Raw genomic sequence first — 21792 nt, 5'->3', positions numbered from 1 at the left:
AAATACTAACCGCAGTTCTTAAAATCATAAACAAAGTTGCTCACATTTAAATTAAAGTTAAGAAAAGTATAACCGAAGTCGTTCACATCACACTTACAGTTACAAGAATATTCATCGCAGTTGCTCATATTATACTTAAAGTTGCTCGTTTTGATCACAAAGTTTGAAAAATATAATTCGAAGTTGACCATATATACTTTGAAGTTGCCATAAACAATAATTCCTGTCTGAAAATTATTTTCATGACAGGAATTGGTTCGCGGATCTTTAAATTTTAGATTTATGATTTTACCTTAGTGAATAAGATGCCGGAGATCTGTTTATACTGGGGGCTTGTGGCTCCGAAAACTGATTTTACATACTGCTTTACTTCCTTTGCAATCTGACAAAGGCCTGTAAGATTATTATATAATACCTGATCTCTGGATAACCTTGCATTAGAATATTCTGTGTTGGCATGAATAAGAGCAGTGTTCTTGCCTTTCATATCTGCCAACTTATCCTTTAAAGCAGTGGTTTTTAATTCCTCTTCATTCGGATTGTAGGCAGCGCTTTGCTCAAGCACCTGAATTAAATTGGAGAAATGATTGATCTTGCTGTCGTAGCTTTGTTGGGAAGTCGAGATGGTTCTTGTTGGATTTTCGGTTTCTTCTTCTGATTTCCCGGTTTCCTGTTTTACTTTTGTTCTCCCCTGCAGCTTTTTGTTGTAAGATTTAGCATTGTTGAGCATTAGCGGATTTGTTTCTGAGACAGCCAATGCATTAACCACTTTTGTTGCCAGCGGATTCAATTCTTTAAAGACTTCGGCGCGCTGATTGGTCGCATTGTCAAACAGCGTTTTTTTAGTTTGTGCTTCGTTTAATTTTAACAGAGCATCTTCATAGAGTGCTTCCAGACTGGAGATTTTTAATTCTTCTTTTACGGGATTGTATTTGTCGCCATAGGCTGTACAAAAAGAGATAAGATCCTGAAGGTTAGCGATGTTTTTGGAGTGTCCTGTTTCGCTTACAGAGCTTTTTGTGTTTTTCATATTTATGTTTTAAGTTACTGTACAAATATATATTTTTATTTTATTATTTTACGGAAAACGAAAATTAATCGTTTGATTTACAGATTCATATAAAATATTTAATCTTTTATTTCAATTTAAAGAATTGTTTTCATGGGAATTGAAAAGAAGCCGTCTCATTTCACGAGTCGGCTTCATTTTTTCATATTATAGTTCTACTTAAATTATTTTGGAAATTTTTCTTTACGATATTTGAAAATGTCTTATTATGCCACTCTCTTTCTTAAATTGTGGGCTAAAGCATGTAATCCGAACTCAATTTCTACTTTTTTGAGAGATTTTAGCATAAATCTCTTAAAATGATGATTATGTTTGAGATGGGCAAACACAGGTTCTACATCGTAACATCTTTTTTTACGCTTTTCTATGCCTTCTTCACTTTTTAAGCGTTTTTTGACAATTTCTTTATGACGCTCCAGGTTATGATTGCGCTCTATCACCCGATTATCTTTAGATTGATGACAGACACCCCGCAGTGGACAACCTTCACAGTTTTTTGCCCGGTAATGGGATTGCTTTTGTTTAAAACCGTTTTTTGTGCTCGTGGTACTTTCGTAGCTTTTTTCCATTCTTTGTCCCATCGGACAAACGTAAAAATCCCGCTCCTGATTGTAATGCAGATGCTCTTTGCTAAAGGTTTTATGCTTGTTTTGATAATGCAGGTCCTGCTCTTTATCAAAGGTATTGTACTTTACGAAAGCTTCTATCTCAAGCTCTTCTAACAATTGATAATTTTCTTCACTCCCATAGCCCGCATCTGCGGTCAGAGATTCTATTGCAGAGAATTTTTCTTCGCCAATATTTTTTTTAAATTCTTCTAAATGCGAAACTAAAGTCGTGGTATCCGTGGGATTTTGATGAAGCGTATAATTGAGAATAAATTGATTTTCAGTAGAGATTTGTGCGTTATAAGCCGGCTTTAATTGCCCATTCTTCATATGATCCTCTTTCATTCTCATAAACGTTGCATCTTCATCCGTTTTGCTGTAAGAGCCTCTTTCTTTCAAGATTTCTTCTTGTCGTTCGTATTTTTCAAGGTTTTTTTCAAAATTGTTTTTGATATAATTGAGTTTTGCTTTTGCCTTGGTTTTGCCTTTGTCCGAACTGGTATTTCCAGAAAGTTTTCGGTTGATATTTTCAACGGTTTGCTGGATCTTTTCTTTGCTGATTTCCTTAAATTCTGGCGGCTCAGGATCTTTATCCTCATCAGAGGCTACACTCTGTGCATAATTCCAGAGCTCTTCCAACTGCTTTAGCATTTTTTGTTTGTTGGTTTTGATGGATTTTCCCCAAACAAAGGTGTAGCGATTTGCTTGCGCTTCTATCTTGGTTCCGTCTGTATAAACCTGTTTTAAAGTGATTAATCCTTCTTCTGCTAAAAGCAAAACCACTTGTGTAAATATATCTTTAAATGCAGACTGTAATTTCTGGCTTCTGAATCTTGCAATAGTGTTATGGTCGGCAATATTCATATTAGAGAGCCACATGAAGAGTACATTTTCACGCATCGCTTTTTCTATTTTTCTGGAAGAATAAATATTTTCCATATACGCAAAAACCATCACCTTAAGCATCATCAGAGGATGATAGCTGGGATTTCCTTCTTTACGATAAGCCTTAACTAAAGTGCTGATATTTACTTTATCAATCACATTATTCACGATTCGACCGGATGATCCCTGGAAATCAAATCATCAAAAGTGTGCGGAAACAAAACCAGCTGATTTTGATTATAATGTCCAAATCCCATATATACTACTGATTATCAATTAAATATACAAAATTCTCACAAATATTACAACTTTTTTAATATAAAAAAACCGCCTCAGTTGTGAGACGGCTTCCTTTTTATTTTTATTCCCATTTACCGGTTTCAACCCATTTGTCTGTTTTCTTTTTCTGATTATAATATTCTTCATTATCTTCTCCATATTTCAGATAAAAAAACTTTTCCCTTCTAAATCCTTCTTTGCTCCCAAATATAAAATTTGGAAATGTTGAATAATATTTGTTAAAATCTAGAACCTTAGCATTATATTCATCAACAAGCTTATTTAGCTTTTCTGCATTTGAATTCAAAGAATCAATTTGAGCTTTGTTACTCGATTGCTCTTTTAAACAATTTTCTAAAGTTAAATAAGCTTTATTGGTAGCGTATTCTAAATTCCATAATTCGTCTATTTTATTTAGATTTCTTCTACTTTTATTTTCAACAATAATACTGTCAATTGAAATTTTATCACAATCTGAAAGGTTCTTAATGTTTTCAATCATCAATAATCTATCCGAACTTTTCTTATATAATAAACCCCACATTTCTTCAATATGGTCATCCTTTTGTCTTAATTCCCTTAAAACTGAAGTTTTGTATCCAAAAAATACGACAAAACAAATTGTTAAAAATAAAACAATGGCTAAAAGAAATATTAACAATTTTTTTTTCATTTTTCTATTATTTTACCATTTCCCTTTTGCTCCACCACCTCCAAAACCTGAATATCGAACAGGAGGACGTATATATTCATAATAAACACTTTTACTTAAATATTGGATTCTATATTCTAAAAACAAATTCCTTGCTTGTAAACTAAGTACATCTGCTCCCAAACCAACAGCAATTTTTGCTTTAACAATATCAAAACTTTTGCTTGATTTATTAGCTATATCAAAACTTTTTCCGACAAGTTTTTTACTAGCTTCGCCAAACACATCACCTACTGTAGAATAGATTTCATTTAACCTTTGTACATCGTGGTCTCCATATGTGGCTAAGACTTTTTCCCTTACCGCTTTCAAAGTGAATTCTCCTACTTCTGTTGATTCTAAAAGTGTTTCCGCAACCAAGCTTTCAACTACCATACGATCTTCATTAAATTTATACTCTTTAGCAAGTTTTCTAGCCTTAGCATCATCACCTGGTCCACTAATCTTATGCATCAAGTCATTCAATCCCGCAATAATACCTCCAATCACAGCGCCCTGCCAGAAATTTCCTCCGGAAAGCTCGGCACCAACCCCTCCAGAAAATGCACCGAAGAGTACGGTTCCTAAAGTGCTGTTAGCAGCATCTCCAGCAATTTTGCCAAAAGCTGATGCCCCTAACCCCCCTAAAAAACCTGAAGCCGCAGCAGTTAAGAACCCTTCACCCTGTACAGCGCTTAAGATACCCTGCGCTATCGCGTGAGTTCCTGCCTTTACCATTATAAGTCCTCCCTCACCAATAGTATTCTTAAGAAATGTGCCCAGCTGGGTAAACCCGCTAGCACTCGAAAATAAACTTCCTATTCCGAAAGTAACCGCTCCCGAGACGGCCCCTGTAAAGGTTGCCTTGAAGGCTCCCAATAAGTTCCATTGGTCAAAATTACCTGTTACTGCAAGACTTACTGTATACGCTGCCAATCCGATTGCTGCACCAATAATGATAGCCTTAACGATCGCTGCCATAGTGATCCCCAATAATGTCACAGGCTCTTCGCCTGTCGGATCATTAAACATCAATGGATTATTCATTACATATCCATATTTGTTGTAATTCTGTGTATTGGTAGGATCCGATATATTTTCATCTGCATTTAAGAATCTTCTAAGTAACGGATCATACAATCTTCCGTTCATATGAATGATGCCTACTTCTGAAAAATGTTCATGGCTGGTGTACCCTCTTTCTACTAATAACGAGGAATTATCAATAATATTTTTATCCGTAATAATTGCCCCAGAGCCTATCTGGAGGTGAGTAAAATTACCCCAAGCATCAAAATGTCTTTGTTCCAGCTTATTTCCTGCTTCGTCACTAATGGCTAAGATACTTCCTAAATAATCTTTATGCAAGAATTTATATGTACCAGCCGTCTCATTATAATTTTTCAGGTAAATAATATTACTTTCATACGGGGTTCCTCCAATGTAAAGAATATGCTTTTCTTTTCCTGAAGTATTGTCTTTGATAACCTCAAAGCTTCCATCTTCACTATAAAACTTAGTAAATTTCCCATCTTTATCCGCATCAAAATTCCCTCCATAGGTAACTCTTTGTCTCATGCTTGTAAGCCCATATTGGAAAGCTACATCACCTTTTTCACCATTTATAAAAACAGGATCATTATTTTCATTATAGACAATGCTTTGTATAAGATCATTGTTATAATTCTGGGTTCCGGCTGCATTAAGCGTCATTCCTGTTGGCTGATAGATCTTAGCAGTGTTTTCATATTTTATGGTACCTACCTGATCATTCTCAAGAATCCGTCCTTTGGCATCATAAACATTTCTGTTGGCCGGTTTATCTCCGGTTACAGGGTTTGTCCAGCTCACCAATCTGTTGTTATTGTCATAATCAAACTTCTCGATGATGTTGAAATCTCCCATGGTTGTCCTGGTCTTCAACTCATTCTTAACTCCATCGAATGTGTAGCCTATGTCAAGAATTCCTGCTTTCACCTGTGAGGAATGGTTCACTTTTGTTAAAAAGCCACTGTTGTCATACGTATTTGTAATGGCAGCTGCTCCTAACTTTGCATTAAGAATCAATCCTTTAGCATTGGTATTCTGAAGTTCCCATAGTACCTTCCCTGAATTCTTGTCCTTTACCCTATATAATTCCCCACTCCATTCGCTGTAAACGTTTTCCACATTGACTTTAGTAAGAACCCCTGATGAATATAAGCTTTTTTCATAGGAAATAACTCTTCCTTTGTCATCATAAGTGATCCCTTTCTGGATAAAGTACCTGTCATTACTGCTTTCAGAAGATGACAATACTCTTCCCTGCTGATCAAAAGAAGTATTTGAGCTGTATGTTTTTCCTTTAGAGGTTCCATTTTTCGAGGTAAGCCTGCCTTTGTTATCATACGTATAAGTAATGGTTTTATCAGTTGCCTGACCTCCATCCAGAGTAGAAAGTTCTTTTTGAGTAATAATCTGCCCCAGATTATTATAAACAAATTCTTTTGTTCCTTTAGGACTGATTATTTTCTTAGGCTGACCGAATCCATTATATTCATATTTATACAATCCGTTGGAAGGATCATTAAATTCTGATTTTCTACCCCATGTATCATATTTAGTTGTTACAATGTTCTCAGCATATTGAGCCTTAATTTGCTCTCCTGCTGCATTATAGGAAAATTGTATCGTTCCTCCTTTATCTGTTGTAGTAACTACATTTCCTAAAGCATCAGTGGTTTTGGTCGTAATTCTTCCATATCCGTTAACTTCTTTTACCGAAGTTACATTTCCTGATATGTAAGACTCCATTTTTTTACCTATAAATGATGTGATAAGTCCCTGCCCATCTATTTTCGCCAAGCCTGTGGTGGTTACTTTAGTAGGATAAACACTATCATCATAGGTATTAACATTCCACTGAATATCGCTTGGCAATTCTTCTGTAGCCTGATCAAAGTAAGGTTCAGTTTCACGGACTTTTCTTCCTAATTTATCATATACAGAATATTTGGCAATGTAGGTGCTCTGGCCAAAACCTTTAGTCACGACTTTATAGTCCTGTCCTAATCTGTTGGTGTACTTTTTTGTTATATTTCCATTAGGATTATATTGGATCAAGGTTATATTGGAATTAGAATCTCTTATATACTGATAAGTGGTAGTACCTTCTAAATTTGTTTTGGATTTTAAAAGTTTGCCCCAAGCATCATAGGTATTGTCAAGGGTATTTCCTAAAGGATCAGTCTGAAGCTTTATCTGCCCGAAATCGTTGTAAACAATATTGATTTCAAGTCCAAGATTGTCTATTTTCTTTACAACAAATCGTCCTTTTGTATCATATAGAGCAGTTATTGTCTGTGTTAATGCATCAATACTATTGCTGGTGACTGTTTTTACGATATTACCAAATCCGTCATAATCGTATGTATCTAAAACATAACCTGTATTATCCCTGTTCCATGTTTTCTGGGTTTTTATCAGATTCCCATCATAAGTATATTCTACTTTTCCTGCTTTTGTATCTCCATAGGCCTGGATAGTCTCGATCTTTGATTTCAGACGGCCAATGAAATAATCTGATCCGACACCTGCAGGGTTATGATTATATCCGAGAACTGAAGTTGTTATACTATAATTGTTATTAACTTTTGAAACAGTCTGCTGTGGCAGATAGTAATCTCCATAAGTAATCGTGCTTGCTGTGGTTGTACCCGTTAAGAATTCTTTTGCAATTGTGGATATTGGAAGCATTGCCGTTACAATTTTCGCCTTATCTACCCCATTTGTGGTTGTAAGAACCTGCCCATTTAACAATTCATCCTTTTTATATACTATTGATTTGAAGTTTAAAAGTTCGGTGTTGTTTTCAGAAATATTGGCAGGAAAAACCTTATTATCGTCATTGGTTTTGATAGACCATTCTTTAAGAGTTACTCCTTCATTTAACGGATCTATTTCTGCCCCTGACCATATTTTTGTATTTTCAAAACCATCTGCATACCATGTAGAACGTGCGGTCTGCCTGTATCCGATAACTCCCTTACCATGTAGATTAATAACCAAATCACGGTATTTAAAGTCCTGCTTTCTACCCTCTTCCCTAAGCTGGGTAACAATAAAGTTTTGTGGCATATGCTCCACCTGAACATATGGATACGTTTGGATGGTGGTTGGTTTATAAAAATTAGCTGTTGCCGGATCGTTTGCATCAAGCTCATTATATTGGATCTCCGTTTTTATACCTCCCTGATTGATGGCATAAATTCTTTCTCTACTTTTTATATCATAATAGCTGTAACGTGACAGGTGGTTATCAACCTTCACAAAAAAGACATTATCTTCCTTATTGATCCGTAGTGAAACGTTCATCGGAATCCAGTGTGCTCCGATCTGAGAATACATTCCCCACGGATCTTCCTCATACTTGGTTTCAAATTTAATATTCCCATTGCTGTCGACCCCTGCAGATTCCATCACCTTGAAGCCTCTTCTTGAATCTAAGTCTTTACAACATTTATGAGCTTTAAAAATCTGGGATTCGAAACGAACGAGATCACTTTTCCCGTCTCCATTCAAATCTTTAGCAAAATGCCAGATGGCAACCTGTCTTTGATAGGTATTATCAACGATAACAGGATCTTTGGTATAATAAGAGAAGTTATTAAGATTCTGTATTATGAATGTCGGTGCACTACTTCCCGGAGCAAGTGTTTTGCCTGGGTTTATATACAATTTCCAATTGGATGTATCGGTACCCTGAGGGACCATGTAATCCATCTTGCCGTCTCCATTGAAATCTCCAAAAACAATCCCTTCCTTTACGCCACTGAAACCGTAATAATTAGTTTGCATGACATATTTATTCTCTTCATTAACAATAAAGAAATTACTATTAACCCAATTACCTGTAACTTCTATCAGATTTTCTTTACCATCTCCCTCAAAATCCATCGTTATTCCTTCTTTTAAGAGATCTCGTGGACCAGAACCAACTAAATAGGCGTCATTTACTGAAGTATTTGGGTTTAGAATATAAAAATCATAGTGTGAGTAAGATATCGGTTGATTAGTACTAGGGTCAGGAAATCCTATTAACCCTGTATCCGGATCTACGACAGGACCTGTATCCGGATACATCGTTGTCATATTTTCTACAGAAAACATAACCTCCGAAAGACCATCTCCATTCACATCCACTTCTCTGAACTCCCGAACGTATGACTTTATTGCATAATAAGCATCTGTAGGATGCTCTTTAGGCTGAGTATATGTTTTGTCATACAATGATGATGGAACAGTTTTAGTCTGACTGAGAATATATTGACTATTTTCAAGAACATACTTATCAAATTTGATTTGATTCGTTTCTGTTTTATGGGTATACAGCGACTTCACAGGTCTCATCTTATCATTTACCAGTGTGGCATTAATAGCTAATGCACCGGTAAGATTGAGGTCTGAAACTTTCACCGAATTAGGTCCGAAGAAATTGTTATAAGTAATGTATGTACCGGCCAGAGTAGGTTCCACATAATCTCCCTGCATCTCACAATTTCCATAATCGTCATAATCCAAACATTCGTAATGACCATCGGTAGCTGTCTGATAATACAATAAATCGAGATTTCCATCTCCATCGAAATCAGAAATATTTTTATTATCTAAATTCAAATTATTAGAAATGGTACTTGACTTTATTGTTGAATTATCAATCTTCCTGTCAAATTTGATAGGATTTGCTGATTCTCCATTAGCGTTTGTTTCGGTAATGGTATCAACAAACTGATAGTTTGTATTATTGTTGGTATAGGCTATCTTATAACTTTTAAAAACAGATGAATTTGCTTTGACAATTATTTCAGTCAAAAGTTTATCCTGAGTGTAATAATACCCCTGATGATACGAAAGTTCTTTAATAGTTCTGTCCAGATTATAGTTAAATTGAATTTCATTAAAATGAGGTTTGTTTAATTTTTCATTGCCTCCCCATTTAATTGTTTTAATTTTTGTAACCTCTCCTGACGTTGCAGTTAATGATGTTATGACGGCATTTTTTTCATATTCATAAGTAATATAATTACCTTGAACATCCATCCATTTTACCATATTGTATTCCATGGTAGTTCTTCCTGCGCTAACATGTGCCGGATCATTGGATACGGTATCTCCGTACCATGCCTGGGAGCCATCTTCAAACGTTATATGGAAAAGCATAGGTCCCTGAATATCATTTCGGGTACCCATTGACTTAATTTTAATATTTGAATATTTTTCAGTGACATATTCTGCCCCGTCTTTACCATATTCTCCGGATTTCAAAATCAATCTTTGACCATTCAAGCTATAATAATCTGAATAATCCATTTTAATTTCCCGAGCTTCTTTGTCTCTGTCAATATTTTTCCCCATTCTGGAAACAGAGGTTATCCCCATTAAACTCCACCCATATCCTGCAATTCCATTCCCACTACCACTAGAGTATATAAGATTTAATTGGGGAGCTACTGTTTTTACACCTGGAGGCAATGCAATGGGTAAAGTAAATTGCACTTGACCAGCTCCCGTTATCTCAATATTTCCTTTTGTATCATGGAATTTTTGGTCTGCCGAAGATGTTGTCGTTCCCGAAGGATTACTCGCTCCCGCGTTTGAATTCGTCGGTCCGCCACCCGGGTTTTCCGTTCCGGGGCCAATCTTTGCCACAAAGGGATTCGATACACTCCCTGATGCCTGAAATCCCTGTGCCAAAACGACCGTCTGCGGATCCTGAACTGTTCGGGTGGTTGTTTCTGCCTGATACAGAATGGTCTGTGAAAAGCCCATGACTGCACACAAGGACAGTATAAATGATGAAAATAATTTCATTTTCATTGTTAGTAATAATTTGGTTAAAAGTTTTATCGTTTGGTAATATTTTTACTGAATGACCTTCCGTCTTTTAGCGTAAAGCGTATTACATATACTCCCCATTCATAACCAGTCATGTTGATTTTTAATTTCCTGTTAAGATCAGGGATATTCTGCTGCTGGAATTTCCAGTGTACGGTACTATGCTGATAGAGGGAGACGGATTCGATAAGGCCATCCACCTCTTCTGTCCAGTCTACAGTAAGGTAGTCATTAACCGGAACCGGATATAATCTGATCTGCTTCCAGAAAGATTTCTCATCCATTAAGGGCTGCTGTTTCGCAACACTTGCTGTTTTTGCTTCTTCTACTTTTTTTACTTCAGTGGATGCTGTTTTGCCAGCTGAGTTTGTTCCTCTGTATCTCTGGTTTCCGGCTTCATCGTATTTAAAATACACTTCCGTTTGTGAATATCCCAGAAATCCTATCAGTAAAGAAGATAGAGACAGTATTTTCTTTTTCATACCTATTATTTTTTTGCAGATATTAATTGCTGTACTTGTTTTTTAAGTTCTGTGATCTCATCAAATTTTGATTTTAACTCCTTATTTTCTTCATTAAGTTGCTTGATTCTTTTATCCTGCTCAATCGTATACAAAGTAAGCTCTTCAATCTTCTGCAGAAGTTTAATTTGGAATTCACCTACATTTACCCCTTCTTTTTCCATTTCTTTGGCAGAAGCAATTTCCGGAAGGTGTTTTTTCTCTTTAATGTGTTTTTCTACCTCTTCAAGTTTTGGGAGATTGTAATCATTTTCAAAAACAAAATCGGCTGTTGGAGTAAGGGTTACCTTTATTTCTTTGGCTTCAAACTTTCCCTGAAGAGCAGCATTGCCTGCAGTTGTTATTTTCATCACCTCAGTCATCGTTACCGGAGAATTGATTGCTGTCGATTGTTGATTTGCTGATAAAAAAGAAAAACCTCCGTTGCCCATTGTCATCGCGAGTCTGCTGTTCAGAGATGCGTCGCTGGATAACCAACCGTTAGAAACCGTATTGTCGGCTTTTACTCCGAAACTCATAAACGTGGCAGAAGAGCTTCTTAATGAGCCCCAATTGTTCAATGATCCACTGCCATAACGAATCGACAATGCGTTAATACCTTCTGTGGAATTGGTGCTTCCCGTACGAAGACTTCCTAAGACATCAAGCTTCTCTGTCGGAGTATTAACTCCAATTCCTGTATTGCCGCTTACAAACATCTGTCCGTCATGTCGTAATGAGAAAGTAGTATTCTCAGTTCCGGTTCCGGAAGTAATATTTTTCATAAAATAATGATCTGTATTGCTGCTAAGATTTGTTCTTAACTCAAACTGGTTTGATCCCGAAACTCCACCTGTATTATTATATACAATAAGCTTACCTGTTGATGGCCATTTTCCTATTTCTACGGCTCCTCCATTGGTTTCCATTACCACTCTTTTCCAGTCTTGTGTAGCATTTCCATTTGCTTTTCTGAACCATAAATCCTGATCGTCAAAACGCCCTGCAAACTGCATTGCGAAAATACTACTGACAGTATGCCTTACATCAAGGAGATGCCACCAGCCTCCGCCTCCGGGATAATTGACAGGATTACTTGTTTGGAAAAATCCACTTTGATTTGTTACAGCACCAGCATCATCTCTTGTCATTGTGTTTATGGTTTGGGCATAAAAAAAGGCACTTGATAGCAGACCTATTAAGAATAGTTGTTTTTTCATTTCTTAGTTATTATAATTTAAATTGTATAGAAGTAAATAAAGTTTTTATTACTGAGCCTGATTCAAAAGAATATGTCAATTTCTATCCAAAAACAGACTTATAAAACAGGTAAATACTGACTTATTATGTTGGGATTGTTGTAAATAGAATAAATAATGCACTGAAGGCAAAAAAGATTTTTTCATATTTTGAATTTTCACATTATTAGTTTATCACACTTGGGTGCAAAGATATTATTTTTTTTAAAACCGACTTTTTGATAATTGTTTATATTGAACAAAATTATATAATTGACACAAAGCATATGTCGAATTAACTTTTAATTGACGTAAAATTAATTCTACATGACGTCAAATCTTGTCGTGTTATTTTAAAATAAATCATATAAAAAGTTATAATGGATAAAATAAAAGATGAGATTACTATAGTAATAGGATTTTTGCTATATGAGTTTATAAATTGTTAAATAGATTAAAAACCACTACATTTTTTGCAGTGGTTTTGTTTTGACTTAGACGAGCGAGACGCTTGCGCTAGCGTGGAGAGTATAAAGTATAATCTTTTTATCTCAAAAAAACTTTGTTCTATTTTAATTTAAAATGCTTTATAATAAAATAAATTCCCGGAGCACAAGCTAATAAAAAAAATAAATAAAAGCTCATGCCCAAATCTAAAATAATAGATGTTATTAAGCTTAAAAGAGGAAGTATTAAAAACAAAAACCCATTCACTAAATAATTAGGTGTTTTATTAAAAAAGGGTGTTTTATTTTTAAATCTATACTCATCACTATATTTGCGAGAATGCCAGTCTTCAAAGTCATCTATGAAATCATTCTCTTCACTATCCTTACAATCTTTATTATCCATTTCTAAATATTTAATTTTTTAGCAATCACATTAGAAAACACTAGTAAAAATAGAGAAATAATTATACTAATAATTTTATTGAACATATTAAAATCAATCTTAAAAACAGAAAAGATGCTATTTATCAGGGAAACCCCTGTCATAAAAATAATATAGTAGGAACAAAGAATAATTGACATTCTAAAAATTTCCGAATCATTTAAATAATTCTTTTTTTTGAAAAAAATTCTATCTACCAAACTATTGCTGAATTTAAACAATAGAAAAACTATCAATAAATTTATACAGAGATATAGAAATACATTCATTATCCAATTTCCCATTAAAAATGAGTTGTATATCTTTTCAGGAATTATAGATACACTATCTACAAAAAGTTTTACAGCAATAAAATAAATGCTTGTTTTTAATAAATCTCGATATATCATGTTTATTTATATATAGGATATTGATTGAGGTTATTTGCATCACTTCCAAAATGATAGTTATAGCTGGTTGTTCGTGGAAAAGGAGCTCCAACTCCATAACCAGGTAGATTAAATGTATATCCTGCCTTAATTCTAACATTTACACTGCTGGTTCTTGGAGGAAGAGTATATTTAGCAGACCCAATTTCTCTATATCCACTTTCAATTGCACTGTATCCATAAGATCTAGATAAAGACATTGTAACATCAAATGTTGTAAGTCCATACGGACTACTTCCAACTATATTAACTTCTCCAAAAAAGTATGGACTAATTTGGGTATTTGTTACAGAACCAATAGCTGATACTGTTAACTCGTTCCCTGTGAGGGTCATAGTACCTTTTACCGTATATACATCAAGATCTATTGTACTTCTACTATCTTGCTGAATAAATAATGCAGCACTCTGTTCTACTTTGAAATTCACAGTTCTTTTTATTTTAACATTCGCACCTTTCTTTGCTTTGGACTTAGAATCATCTCCTGGCTCGCCATCCATTTTATGCAATCCGTGATTCAATCCCGCAACAACACCTCCAATAACCGCACCCTGCCAGAAATTACCTCCGGTAAGTTCAGACGCTACCCCTCCTAAAACCATACCAGACATTACTGTTCCTGCGGTACTGTTGGCAAAACTACCAGCAAGGCCTCCGAATAAAGAAGCACCCCAACTTCCGGAAGCACCACTTGCAAACCCTTGAGTAAAATTTGTTCCTTGCATCATCGATAATACACCTTGCGAAAAACCATGTACTAATCCCTGAGCCATAGCACTTGCCACCTTATCTGTTAAAGTAAGTGCCGTTCCAGCGGCGGGAGTAAATGCACTTCCTATTCCAAAGGTAACAGCACCGCTAACACCTCCCCAGAACATCGATTTAAGAGCTCCTCCCAATTGCCACTTTCCTCCACTTATAGCCACTCCTAAAGAATATGCAGCCAAGCCAACAGCTGTACCAATAATTGCTGCTGTAATTACTCCACCCCAAAAAAGGCTAACTCCCCACGCAGCCACAAATGCAAAAACAAACTCGCCACTCGGGTCATTAAACATCAGGGGATTATTCAATACATACCCATACTTGTTGTAATTCTGGGTATTGTAAGGATCCTGAATATTTTCATCTGCATTCAAGAATCTTCTTAATAACGGATCATACAATCTTCCGTTCATATGAATGATGCCTACTTCTGCAAAATGTTCATGGCTGGTGAATCCTCTTTCTAATAATAACGAAGAATTATCAATTATATTTTTATCTGTAATAATTGCTCCGTTTCCTATCTGTAAGTGAGTGAAATTACCCCAGGCATCAAAATGTCTCTGTTCTAATTTATTTCCGGCTTCATCACTGATGGCTAAGATACTGCCGATGTAATCTTTATGCAAAAATTTATAAGAACCACTGCTCTCTGTAAAGTTCTTTAAATATATAATATTACTTTCATAAGGATTTCCACCAATATATAAAATGTGTTTTTCTTTTCCTGTCGTATTGTCTTTTATAATTTCAAAGCTTCCGTCCTCACTGTAAAACTTAGTGAATTTTCCTTCTCCATCACTACTGAAATTCCCTCCGTAGGTTACTCTCTGTCTCATTGAAGTTAAACCATACTGGAATGCCACATCTCCTTTCATTCCATCAATGAAGACAGGATCATTATTTTCATTATAACTAATACTTTGGATTAGATCATTGTTGTAATTCTGGGTTCCAGCGGCATTTAAGGTCATTCCGGTTGGCTGATATATCTTAGAAGAATTTTCAAATTTGATGGTTCCCACCTGATCGTTTTCCATGATCCTGCCTTTAAGATCATAGACGTTTCTATTGGTGGATGGTTTAATACCTGTAACCGGATTTGTCCAATTTACTAGCCGGTTATTGTCATCATAGTCGAATGATTCTACAATATTAAAATCACCTCCAGTAGTTCTGGTCTTCAATTCATTCTTAATCGCATCAAAAGAATAGGAAAGCTGAAGAATACTCGGTTTAATAGCTGATGAATGGTTGACATTCGTTAAGAAACCAGTAAAGTCATAGGTATTGGTAATATCTACTGCACCTAATTTAGCTTTTAGTACCTGGCCATGAGCATTAATTTCTTTCAATTCCCAAAGGCTCTTGCCTGATATTTTGTCTTTTACTTGGGTAAGTTCTCCATTCCAGGCACTGTACACATTTTCTATTTGTACTTTAGTGAGTACGCCAGAAGAATATAATTGTTTTTCGTAAGAAATTATTCTTCCTTTATCATCATAAGTGATCCCTTTCTGGATAAAGTATTTTCCGTTGCTACTTTCGGAGTTGGATAATATTCTTCCTTGAGAATCATAAGAGATATTTGAACTGTAAGCTTTACCTTTTGATGTTCCTGCTTTTGAAATGATCCTTCCTTTATTATCATAAGTAAAGGAAATTAATTTATTAGTTGCTTCACCACCATCTGCTGTGGAAAGTTCATTTTGAGAAATTAGTTGTCCTAAATTATTATATGTGTAATCTTTAGTTCCTTTAGGACTGATAATCTTCTTAGTTTGTCCAAATCCATCATATTCATATTTATAGATTCCATTGGATGGATCATTGAATTCTGATTTTCTTCCCCAGGCATCATATTTTGTTGTCACAATATTCTCTGCATATTGAGCTTTGATTTGTTCTCCTGCCGCATTATAAAAAAATTGTATTGTTCCTCCTTTATCCGTGGAAGAAACCACATTACCTAATGCATCTGCTGTTTTAGAAGTTGTTCTCTGATAACCGTTGAGCTCTTTTATTGTAGTTGTTAAACCTGAAGCTGTTGTTTCTAATTTAATACCCTTATATGAGGTGGCAGTTACCTTTGTAGGGAATACTGTATCATCATAAGCAATGACATTCCAAGGACCACCTAAACCATCAGGACTAAATGTAGGTTCGGATTCAGAAGTTTTTCTTCCCAAAGCATCATATAAAATAGCTTTGGTAAGATATTGTCCTTGCCCAAAAGCTTTAGTTGAAGCTTTATATTCCTGTCCAAATTTATTAGTGAACTTTTTCGAAATATCTCCATCAGGATCGTTTTGAGTAACAATAATATTAGAGTTATTATCTCTTTCGTACTGATATGTGGTTGTCCCTTTTAAATTAGTTTTTGAAGTTAATATTTTACCCCAGCCATCATAGGTATTGATAAGAATATTTCCTAAAGGATCAGTTTGCGTTAAAATCTGTCCCCAATTGTTATAAATGATTGAAGTCTCTAATCCCAGATTATCAGTTTTCTTTATGACAAACCTACCTTTAGGGTCATATTGACTTGTAGTGACTTGGGTTTGAGAATCAACACTATTGCTTATTGTTTTTCCAGTGACATTTCCAAATCCGTCATAGTTATAGCTTTCCTGCAAATATCCTGTATTATCCCTGTTCCATATTTTTAGAGTCTTTACAAGATTATTTTCATAAGTGTACTCTTCCTTTGTTGATTTGGTATCTCCATATGCCTGCACTTCGTCAATCTTTGATTTTGGACGCCCTATATAATAGTCTGCTCCAGCTCCTGAAGAATTGTGAATATATTCAGAAATTGATGTTGTTACAGCATATCCATTATTAACATTCGATACACTTTGTGCCGGGAGATAGTAATTCCCATAGGTTATGGTGCTTTCAGTAATTATACCTGTTAAAAAGTCTTTGATTTTGCTGGTTTTAGGGACAACAGCGGTTACTATCTTTGGCTTATCAGAGTCTGTAACTGTAGTCACCACCTGCCCATTTAACAGTTTATCTATTTGGTAATTAGTAGATTTAAAGCTCAAAAGCTGTGTATTGTTCTCTGAAATATCCGCAGGGAATATTTTTGATTCATCATTAGTCCTTATTGACCATTCTTTTACCGGAACCCCTTCCTGTAGAGGATCCATCTCTGTTCCTGACCATATTTTTGTATTTTCAAAGCCATCAGCATATGATGAAGAACGAGCAACCTGACGAAATCCGATTACTCCTTTCCCATGCAAATTAGCAATGTAACCTCTGTATCGGAAATCTTGTTTTCGAACAGTCTGTCCATCGGTTTGGTGAATTTGAGAAACCCCAAAAGTTTGAGATAGTCTGTCCATTTCAACAAATGGATATTGCTCTTTCTTTACAGGAGCATAAATTGTAGCATTAACAGCAGGATCAAGTTCTGTATAATCTATATAATAATTTTGTGATCCCTGTAATATTAATGAGACGTTTTTATCAGGATTGAGGCTATAATGCTTGTAGCTTATAATTTTTCTTTCATTATTGCCATTAATACCTTTTACTAAGAATAGTATTTTAGAAGAAAAATTACCCATTCTAAAATCTCCAAATAAAGGACTTACCACTACCTCATTCCTTGTGGAGCTGTAAATAGTTTTCTGAACGAATGACCATTTGAACTGAGAGTTATTAGGATCATAGGCTGCTTCACTATAACTTTCTACATTCCATTTAGAATGATAAGAGCCATTGCTTGGAATAACATCCGGACCAAATGACACTTGCGAATTGATAATTTCACTTTTACCATCATTATCTAAGTCAATTAATTTAGCATTGGTGTATGAATAATTATCCGTAGCTGCGGCATTATAAGGTATATAAGACATTAACCCTTGAATACTTTCTTCCAACCCATTACCTGTGTTTAAATAAATAGACCACCCTTGAATAGTATTCATCGTAGGCTGGCGTACAGGGAGCAAAATTTCTATATTTTTGTCTCCATTCAGATCACCAAACTGTAATCCGTCTGCCATTCCTTTTACAGGAAATATTTTTTTTAATTCAATTGTATAATTATTATTTGTCTTTTTTAATTCATACTGGTTAAGATTATTTAATGGAGTATCACCACCCACTTGTATAACCGTAGAAGAACTGCCTGTATTAATCGTTTTTGTATAATATGTAATATTAACATTTGAATTAGCAGGATCAATAAACATAATATCCTGCTTTCCATCATTGTCAAAATCTATAATTCCTCCTTTGCTTAGAATATTTTTAGATGTCGTATTAGGAATAATATGAACTGTATTATTCTGTATATCATTCTGATCTACTACAACATACCTATACCCTAATGTGGTACATCTCCATATTGTTTTAAGAGGATCCGGAACAATGACCTGACTAAAACATTTAGCATCTTGCACAGCGAATAATAGTTCTGATATTCCATCAGAATCTATATCAACTTCTTTAATATTTTGAAGAGCTGATCTATTTGCTATTCCATTATAGTCATAAGTAGGACTAGGTACAGGCGGATATATAGAGGTATTAAATACATAACTAGAAGATGGAATGGTTTTAGAATATTCAAGAACTAGCGGATTATTGAATGTATTTAATACTGTGGCATCACTTTTTATAGAATAGTATTGTAGTTCTATATTTCCTGTTGACGGTGGATTATAACCTGTGTTATCTTTCGTTATAACAAGCCCTTGCTTTGGTTTAATATAATTATCAGAAGATTTTATATTGAAAGAAGTTAAAGACTTAGTTGGGAAATATGTTGTTGAAGCCCCTAGATATACGAACGATGGACTGCTGTTATTAATAGCATCGAAATAAATATAATATCCCTCTGGTCTTCCATTTTGAGCAGGCTGCATCACAACAAAATCCACTAGTCCATCGCCATTATAATCCCCAGTTGTAATAATATTATTATAATCACCAAAATCAAACTCATTAGAGCTGGTAAGCATTGAATTTGTTGAGAAAATAATAGGGTTAGCTTCTTCTCCTGATGAATTTATCTCAGTAATTTTTTCAACAAAATCGTAATTAATTTTATTGTTTACATTATTATTAATAATATTTTGGGTTGTTGTATATTGTATTGAATAGCTTTTGAAGGCTATCCCATCAACCTTTACCTTTATTAAATCTAAGATCTTATCCTGTTTGAATAACATTCCTTTAAGATAAGATGTTTCAATAATCTTTCTGGGTGAATAAGTAAATTCAATGGTGTTAAAATGAGATTTACTCAAAGTTTCATTTCCACCCCAATTTATACTTGAAATTACTGCCACATTATTAGAAGTATTCTGAATGTAATTATAAGTAATATAATTGCCTTGAGCATCTTTCCATTTAACAATATTATACTCCAAAGGCGTTCTAGCTAAACTGTTTCCCGAAGCTGTAGACCCATACCACGATTGAGAGCCATCTTCAAATGTCACTTCCCAATATTGAGGGCCTTGCCACGTTTGTCCAGTTATAGTTCCAATGGATTTAATCTTTATGTTAGAATATTTCTCTGTCACATATTCAGCTCCATCTCCTCCATATTCTCCTGATTTCAAAATTAGTCTCTGTCCGTTGAAACTGTAATAATCAGTATAGTCTAACTGAATCCCTTTAACTTCTCCATCTTTTTCAATAGTTTTTCCAATTCTAGAGATAGATGTTGTTCCTGAAATATTCCATCCGTATCCAGCGATACCGTTGTTGGAGCCGCTTGTATAAACTAAATTTATTTGTGGTGCAACGCTTTTCACTCCCGGAGGCAAAGCAATGGGTAAGGTAAACTGTAATTGCCCAGCTCCGTTTACTTCAATATTTCCTTTTGTATCGTGAAATTTTTGGTCTGCTGAAGACGTTGTCGTACCCCACGGATTATTTGCTCCCGCATTTGAATCCGTAGGTCCGCCGCCCGGGTTTTCCGTTCCGGGGCCAATCTTTGCCACAAAGGGATTCGATACACTTCCTGATGCCTGAAATCCCTGAGCCAATACAACCGTCTGCGGATCCTGAACCGTTCGGGTGGTTGTTTCTGCCTGATACAGAATGGTCTGTGAAAAGCCCATGACTGCACACAAGGACAGTATAAATGATGAAAATAATTTCATTTTCATTGTTAGTAATAATTTGGTTAAAAGTTTTATCGTTTGGTAATATTTTTACTGAATGACCTTCCGTCTTTTAGCGTAAAGCGTACTACATATACTCCCCATTCATAACCAGTCATGTTGATTTTTAATTTCCTGTTAAGATCAGGGATATTCTGCTGCTGGAATTTCCAGTGTACGGTACTATGCTGATAGAGGGAGACGGATTCGATAAGGCCATCGACTTCTTCTGTCCAGTCTACAGTAAGATAATCATTAACCGGAACCGGATATAATCTGATCTGCTTCCAGAAAGATTTCTCATCCATTAAGGGCTGCTGTTTCGCAACACTTGTTGTTTTTGCTTCTTCTACTTTTTTTACTTCAGTGGATGCCGTTTTGCCCGCTGAGTTTGTTCCTCTGTATCTCTGGTTTCCGGCTTCATCATATTTAAAATATACTTCCGTTTGTGAATATCCCAGAAATCCTATCAGTAAAGAAGATAGAGATAGTATTTTCTTTTTCATAGCTATTATTTTTTTGCAGATATTAATTGCTGAACCTGTTTTTTAAGGTCTGTAATTTCATCAGCCTGCTTTTGTAATTGTTTGTTCTGTTCTATAGAATAAAGCGTTAGCTCTTCAATTTTTTCTAAAAGTTTAGCATCCATCTCTCCAAGATTAATTCCATTTTTTTCAACTTCTCCAGCAGATGGAATGTTGGGTAAATGACCTTTTTCCTGGATATGTTTTTCAACTTCAACCAGAGTTCTCAATTTGTAATCTTTTTTAAATACATAATCTGCCCAACCATTAGCTGCAGGATTTTCTACTTTAATCTGTTCAGCTTTAATTCCTTTTCTAACATATAAAATAAAATTAGGATCGTTATCATATTGATCTGTACCCACAGTTACTTTCCCCATGTTATTGACAGTAAGTATATTATTGTGAACTCCATCCGTAAACTTTATTCTAGTAATTCCAGAAGAATTTGGAGTACTTGTATCTATATTTGGATCCGCTGAATTGTTATTCCCCATTAAAAACTCAAGATTTCTCATTCCTCTGGTTTTAGCAACAAAATCTCCCGGTGATGCCCAGCTTGAAGCACACCCCTGACAAAGAATACTCACCAATTCTAATCTCGCTCCTCCAGTAGCATATCCATCTGTTTGGTTTCCAATTGAAATACCATTAACATATGGACCTCCAAAAATTCTAAGTCTTTCTTTATTATTGGTTTTAAAGATCATATCTTTATCATCAACAGTTCCCAAAAAGTTAGTTGGAGCACTTGTACCTGTATTACCAGTTAAGTTCCAAGTTTGTGCAAATGTAAATGTTGAAGCCAGCATGGCTAACGATAATAATGTTGTTTTCATAAAATATTTAAAAGTTAAAATATGTTAAAATCAAATAAGCTGCAAAAGTATATTTTTTATTTCACTTT

The 21792-nt window shown here is 35.0% G+C and carries 9 protein-coding genes and 1 pseudogene; all 10 read right to left on the bottom strand.

Features of this window, described 5'->3' with window-relative positions; translation table 11 throughout:
- Positions 1-280 precede the first annotated feature (280 nt).
- Entirely contained in the window at positions 281-1030 is a 750-nt protein-coding gene (locus AC3WV0_RS08465) for a hypothetical protein (protein ID WP_488845668.1), read from the bottom strand.
- Positions 1031-1275: 245 nt separating this feature from the next.
- Positions 1276-2819, bottom strand: a pseudogene (locus tag AC3WV0_RS08460) (IS1182 family transposase).
- A 104-nt stretch (positions 2820-2923) separates the two neighbouring features.
- Positions 2924-3514 carry a hypothetical protein gene (locus AC3WV0_RS08455; RefSeq protein WP_488845666.1) on the bottom strand — a complete coding sequence of 197 codons (591 nt, stop codon included), beginning with the start codon at positions 3512-3514 and terminating at the stop codon, positions 2924-2926.
- A 12-nt stretch (positions 3515-3526) separates the two neighbouring features.
- Positions 3527-10387 (bottom strand): RHS repeat-associated core domain-containing protein, encoded by a 6861-nt coding sequence (locus AC3WV0_RS08450; RefSeq protein ID WP_488845664.1) that lies wholly within the window; start codon positions 10385-10387, stop codon positions 3527-3529.
- A 26-nt stretch (positions 10388-10413) separates the two neighbouring features.
- Positions 10414-10887 (bottom strand): T9SS type A sorting domain-containing protein, encoded by a 474-nt coding sequence (locus tag AC3WV0_RS08445; RefSeq protein ID WP_488845662.1) that lies wholly within the window; start codon positions 10885-10887, stop codon positions 10414-10416.
- Positions 10888-10892: 5 nt separating this feature from the next.
- Complete coding sequence (locus AC3WV0_RS08440) at positions 10893-12125, bottom strand: hypothetical protein (protein WP_488845660.1); 1233 nt, start codon at positions 12123-12125, stop codon at positions 10893-10895.
- Positions 12126-12710: 585 nt separating this feature from the next.
- Entirely contained in the window at positions 12711-12995 is a 285-nt protein-coding gene (locus tag AC3WV0_RS08435) for a hypothetical protein (protein ID WP_488845658.1), read from the bottom strand.
- A 430-nt stretch (positions 12996-13425) separates the two neighbouring features.
- Positions 13426-20367: an RHS repeat-associated core domain-containing protein gene (locus AC3WV0_RS08430; RefSeq protein ID WP_488845656.1), complete on the bottom strand. Its 6942-nt coding sequence runs from the start codon at positions 20365-20367 to the stop codon at positions 13426-13428.
- Between the two features lie 26 nt (positions 20368-20393).
- Positions 20394-20867: a T9SS type A sorting domain-containing protein gene (locus AC3WV0_RS08425; RefSeq protein WP_488845654.1), complete on the bottom strand. Its 474-nt coding sequence runs from the start codon at positions 20865-20867 to the stop codon at positions 20394-20396.
- Positions 20868-20872: 5 nt separating this feature from the next.
- Positions 20873-21724, bottom strand: coding sequence for a cell wall anchor protein (locus tag AC3WV0_RS08420; RefSeq protein WP_488845652.1), 852 nt, complete (start codon positions 21722-21724; stop codon positions 20873-20875).
- Between the last annotated feature and the right edge of the window lie 68 nt (positions 21725-21792).

It is taken from the genome of Chryseobacterium sp. 27AL (assembly GCF_057815395.1).
Note: the sequence above shows the minus strand (reverse complement) of the source record. Positions and strands in the feature narration are given on the sequence as shown.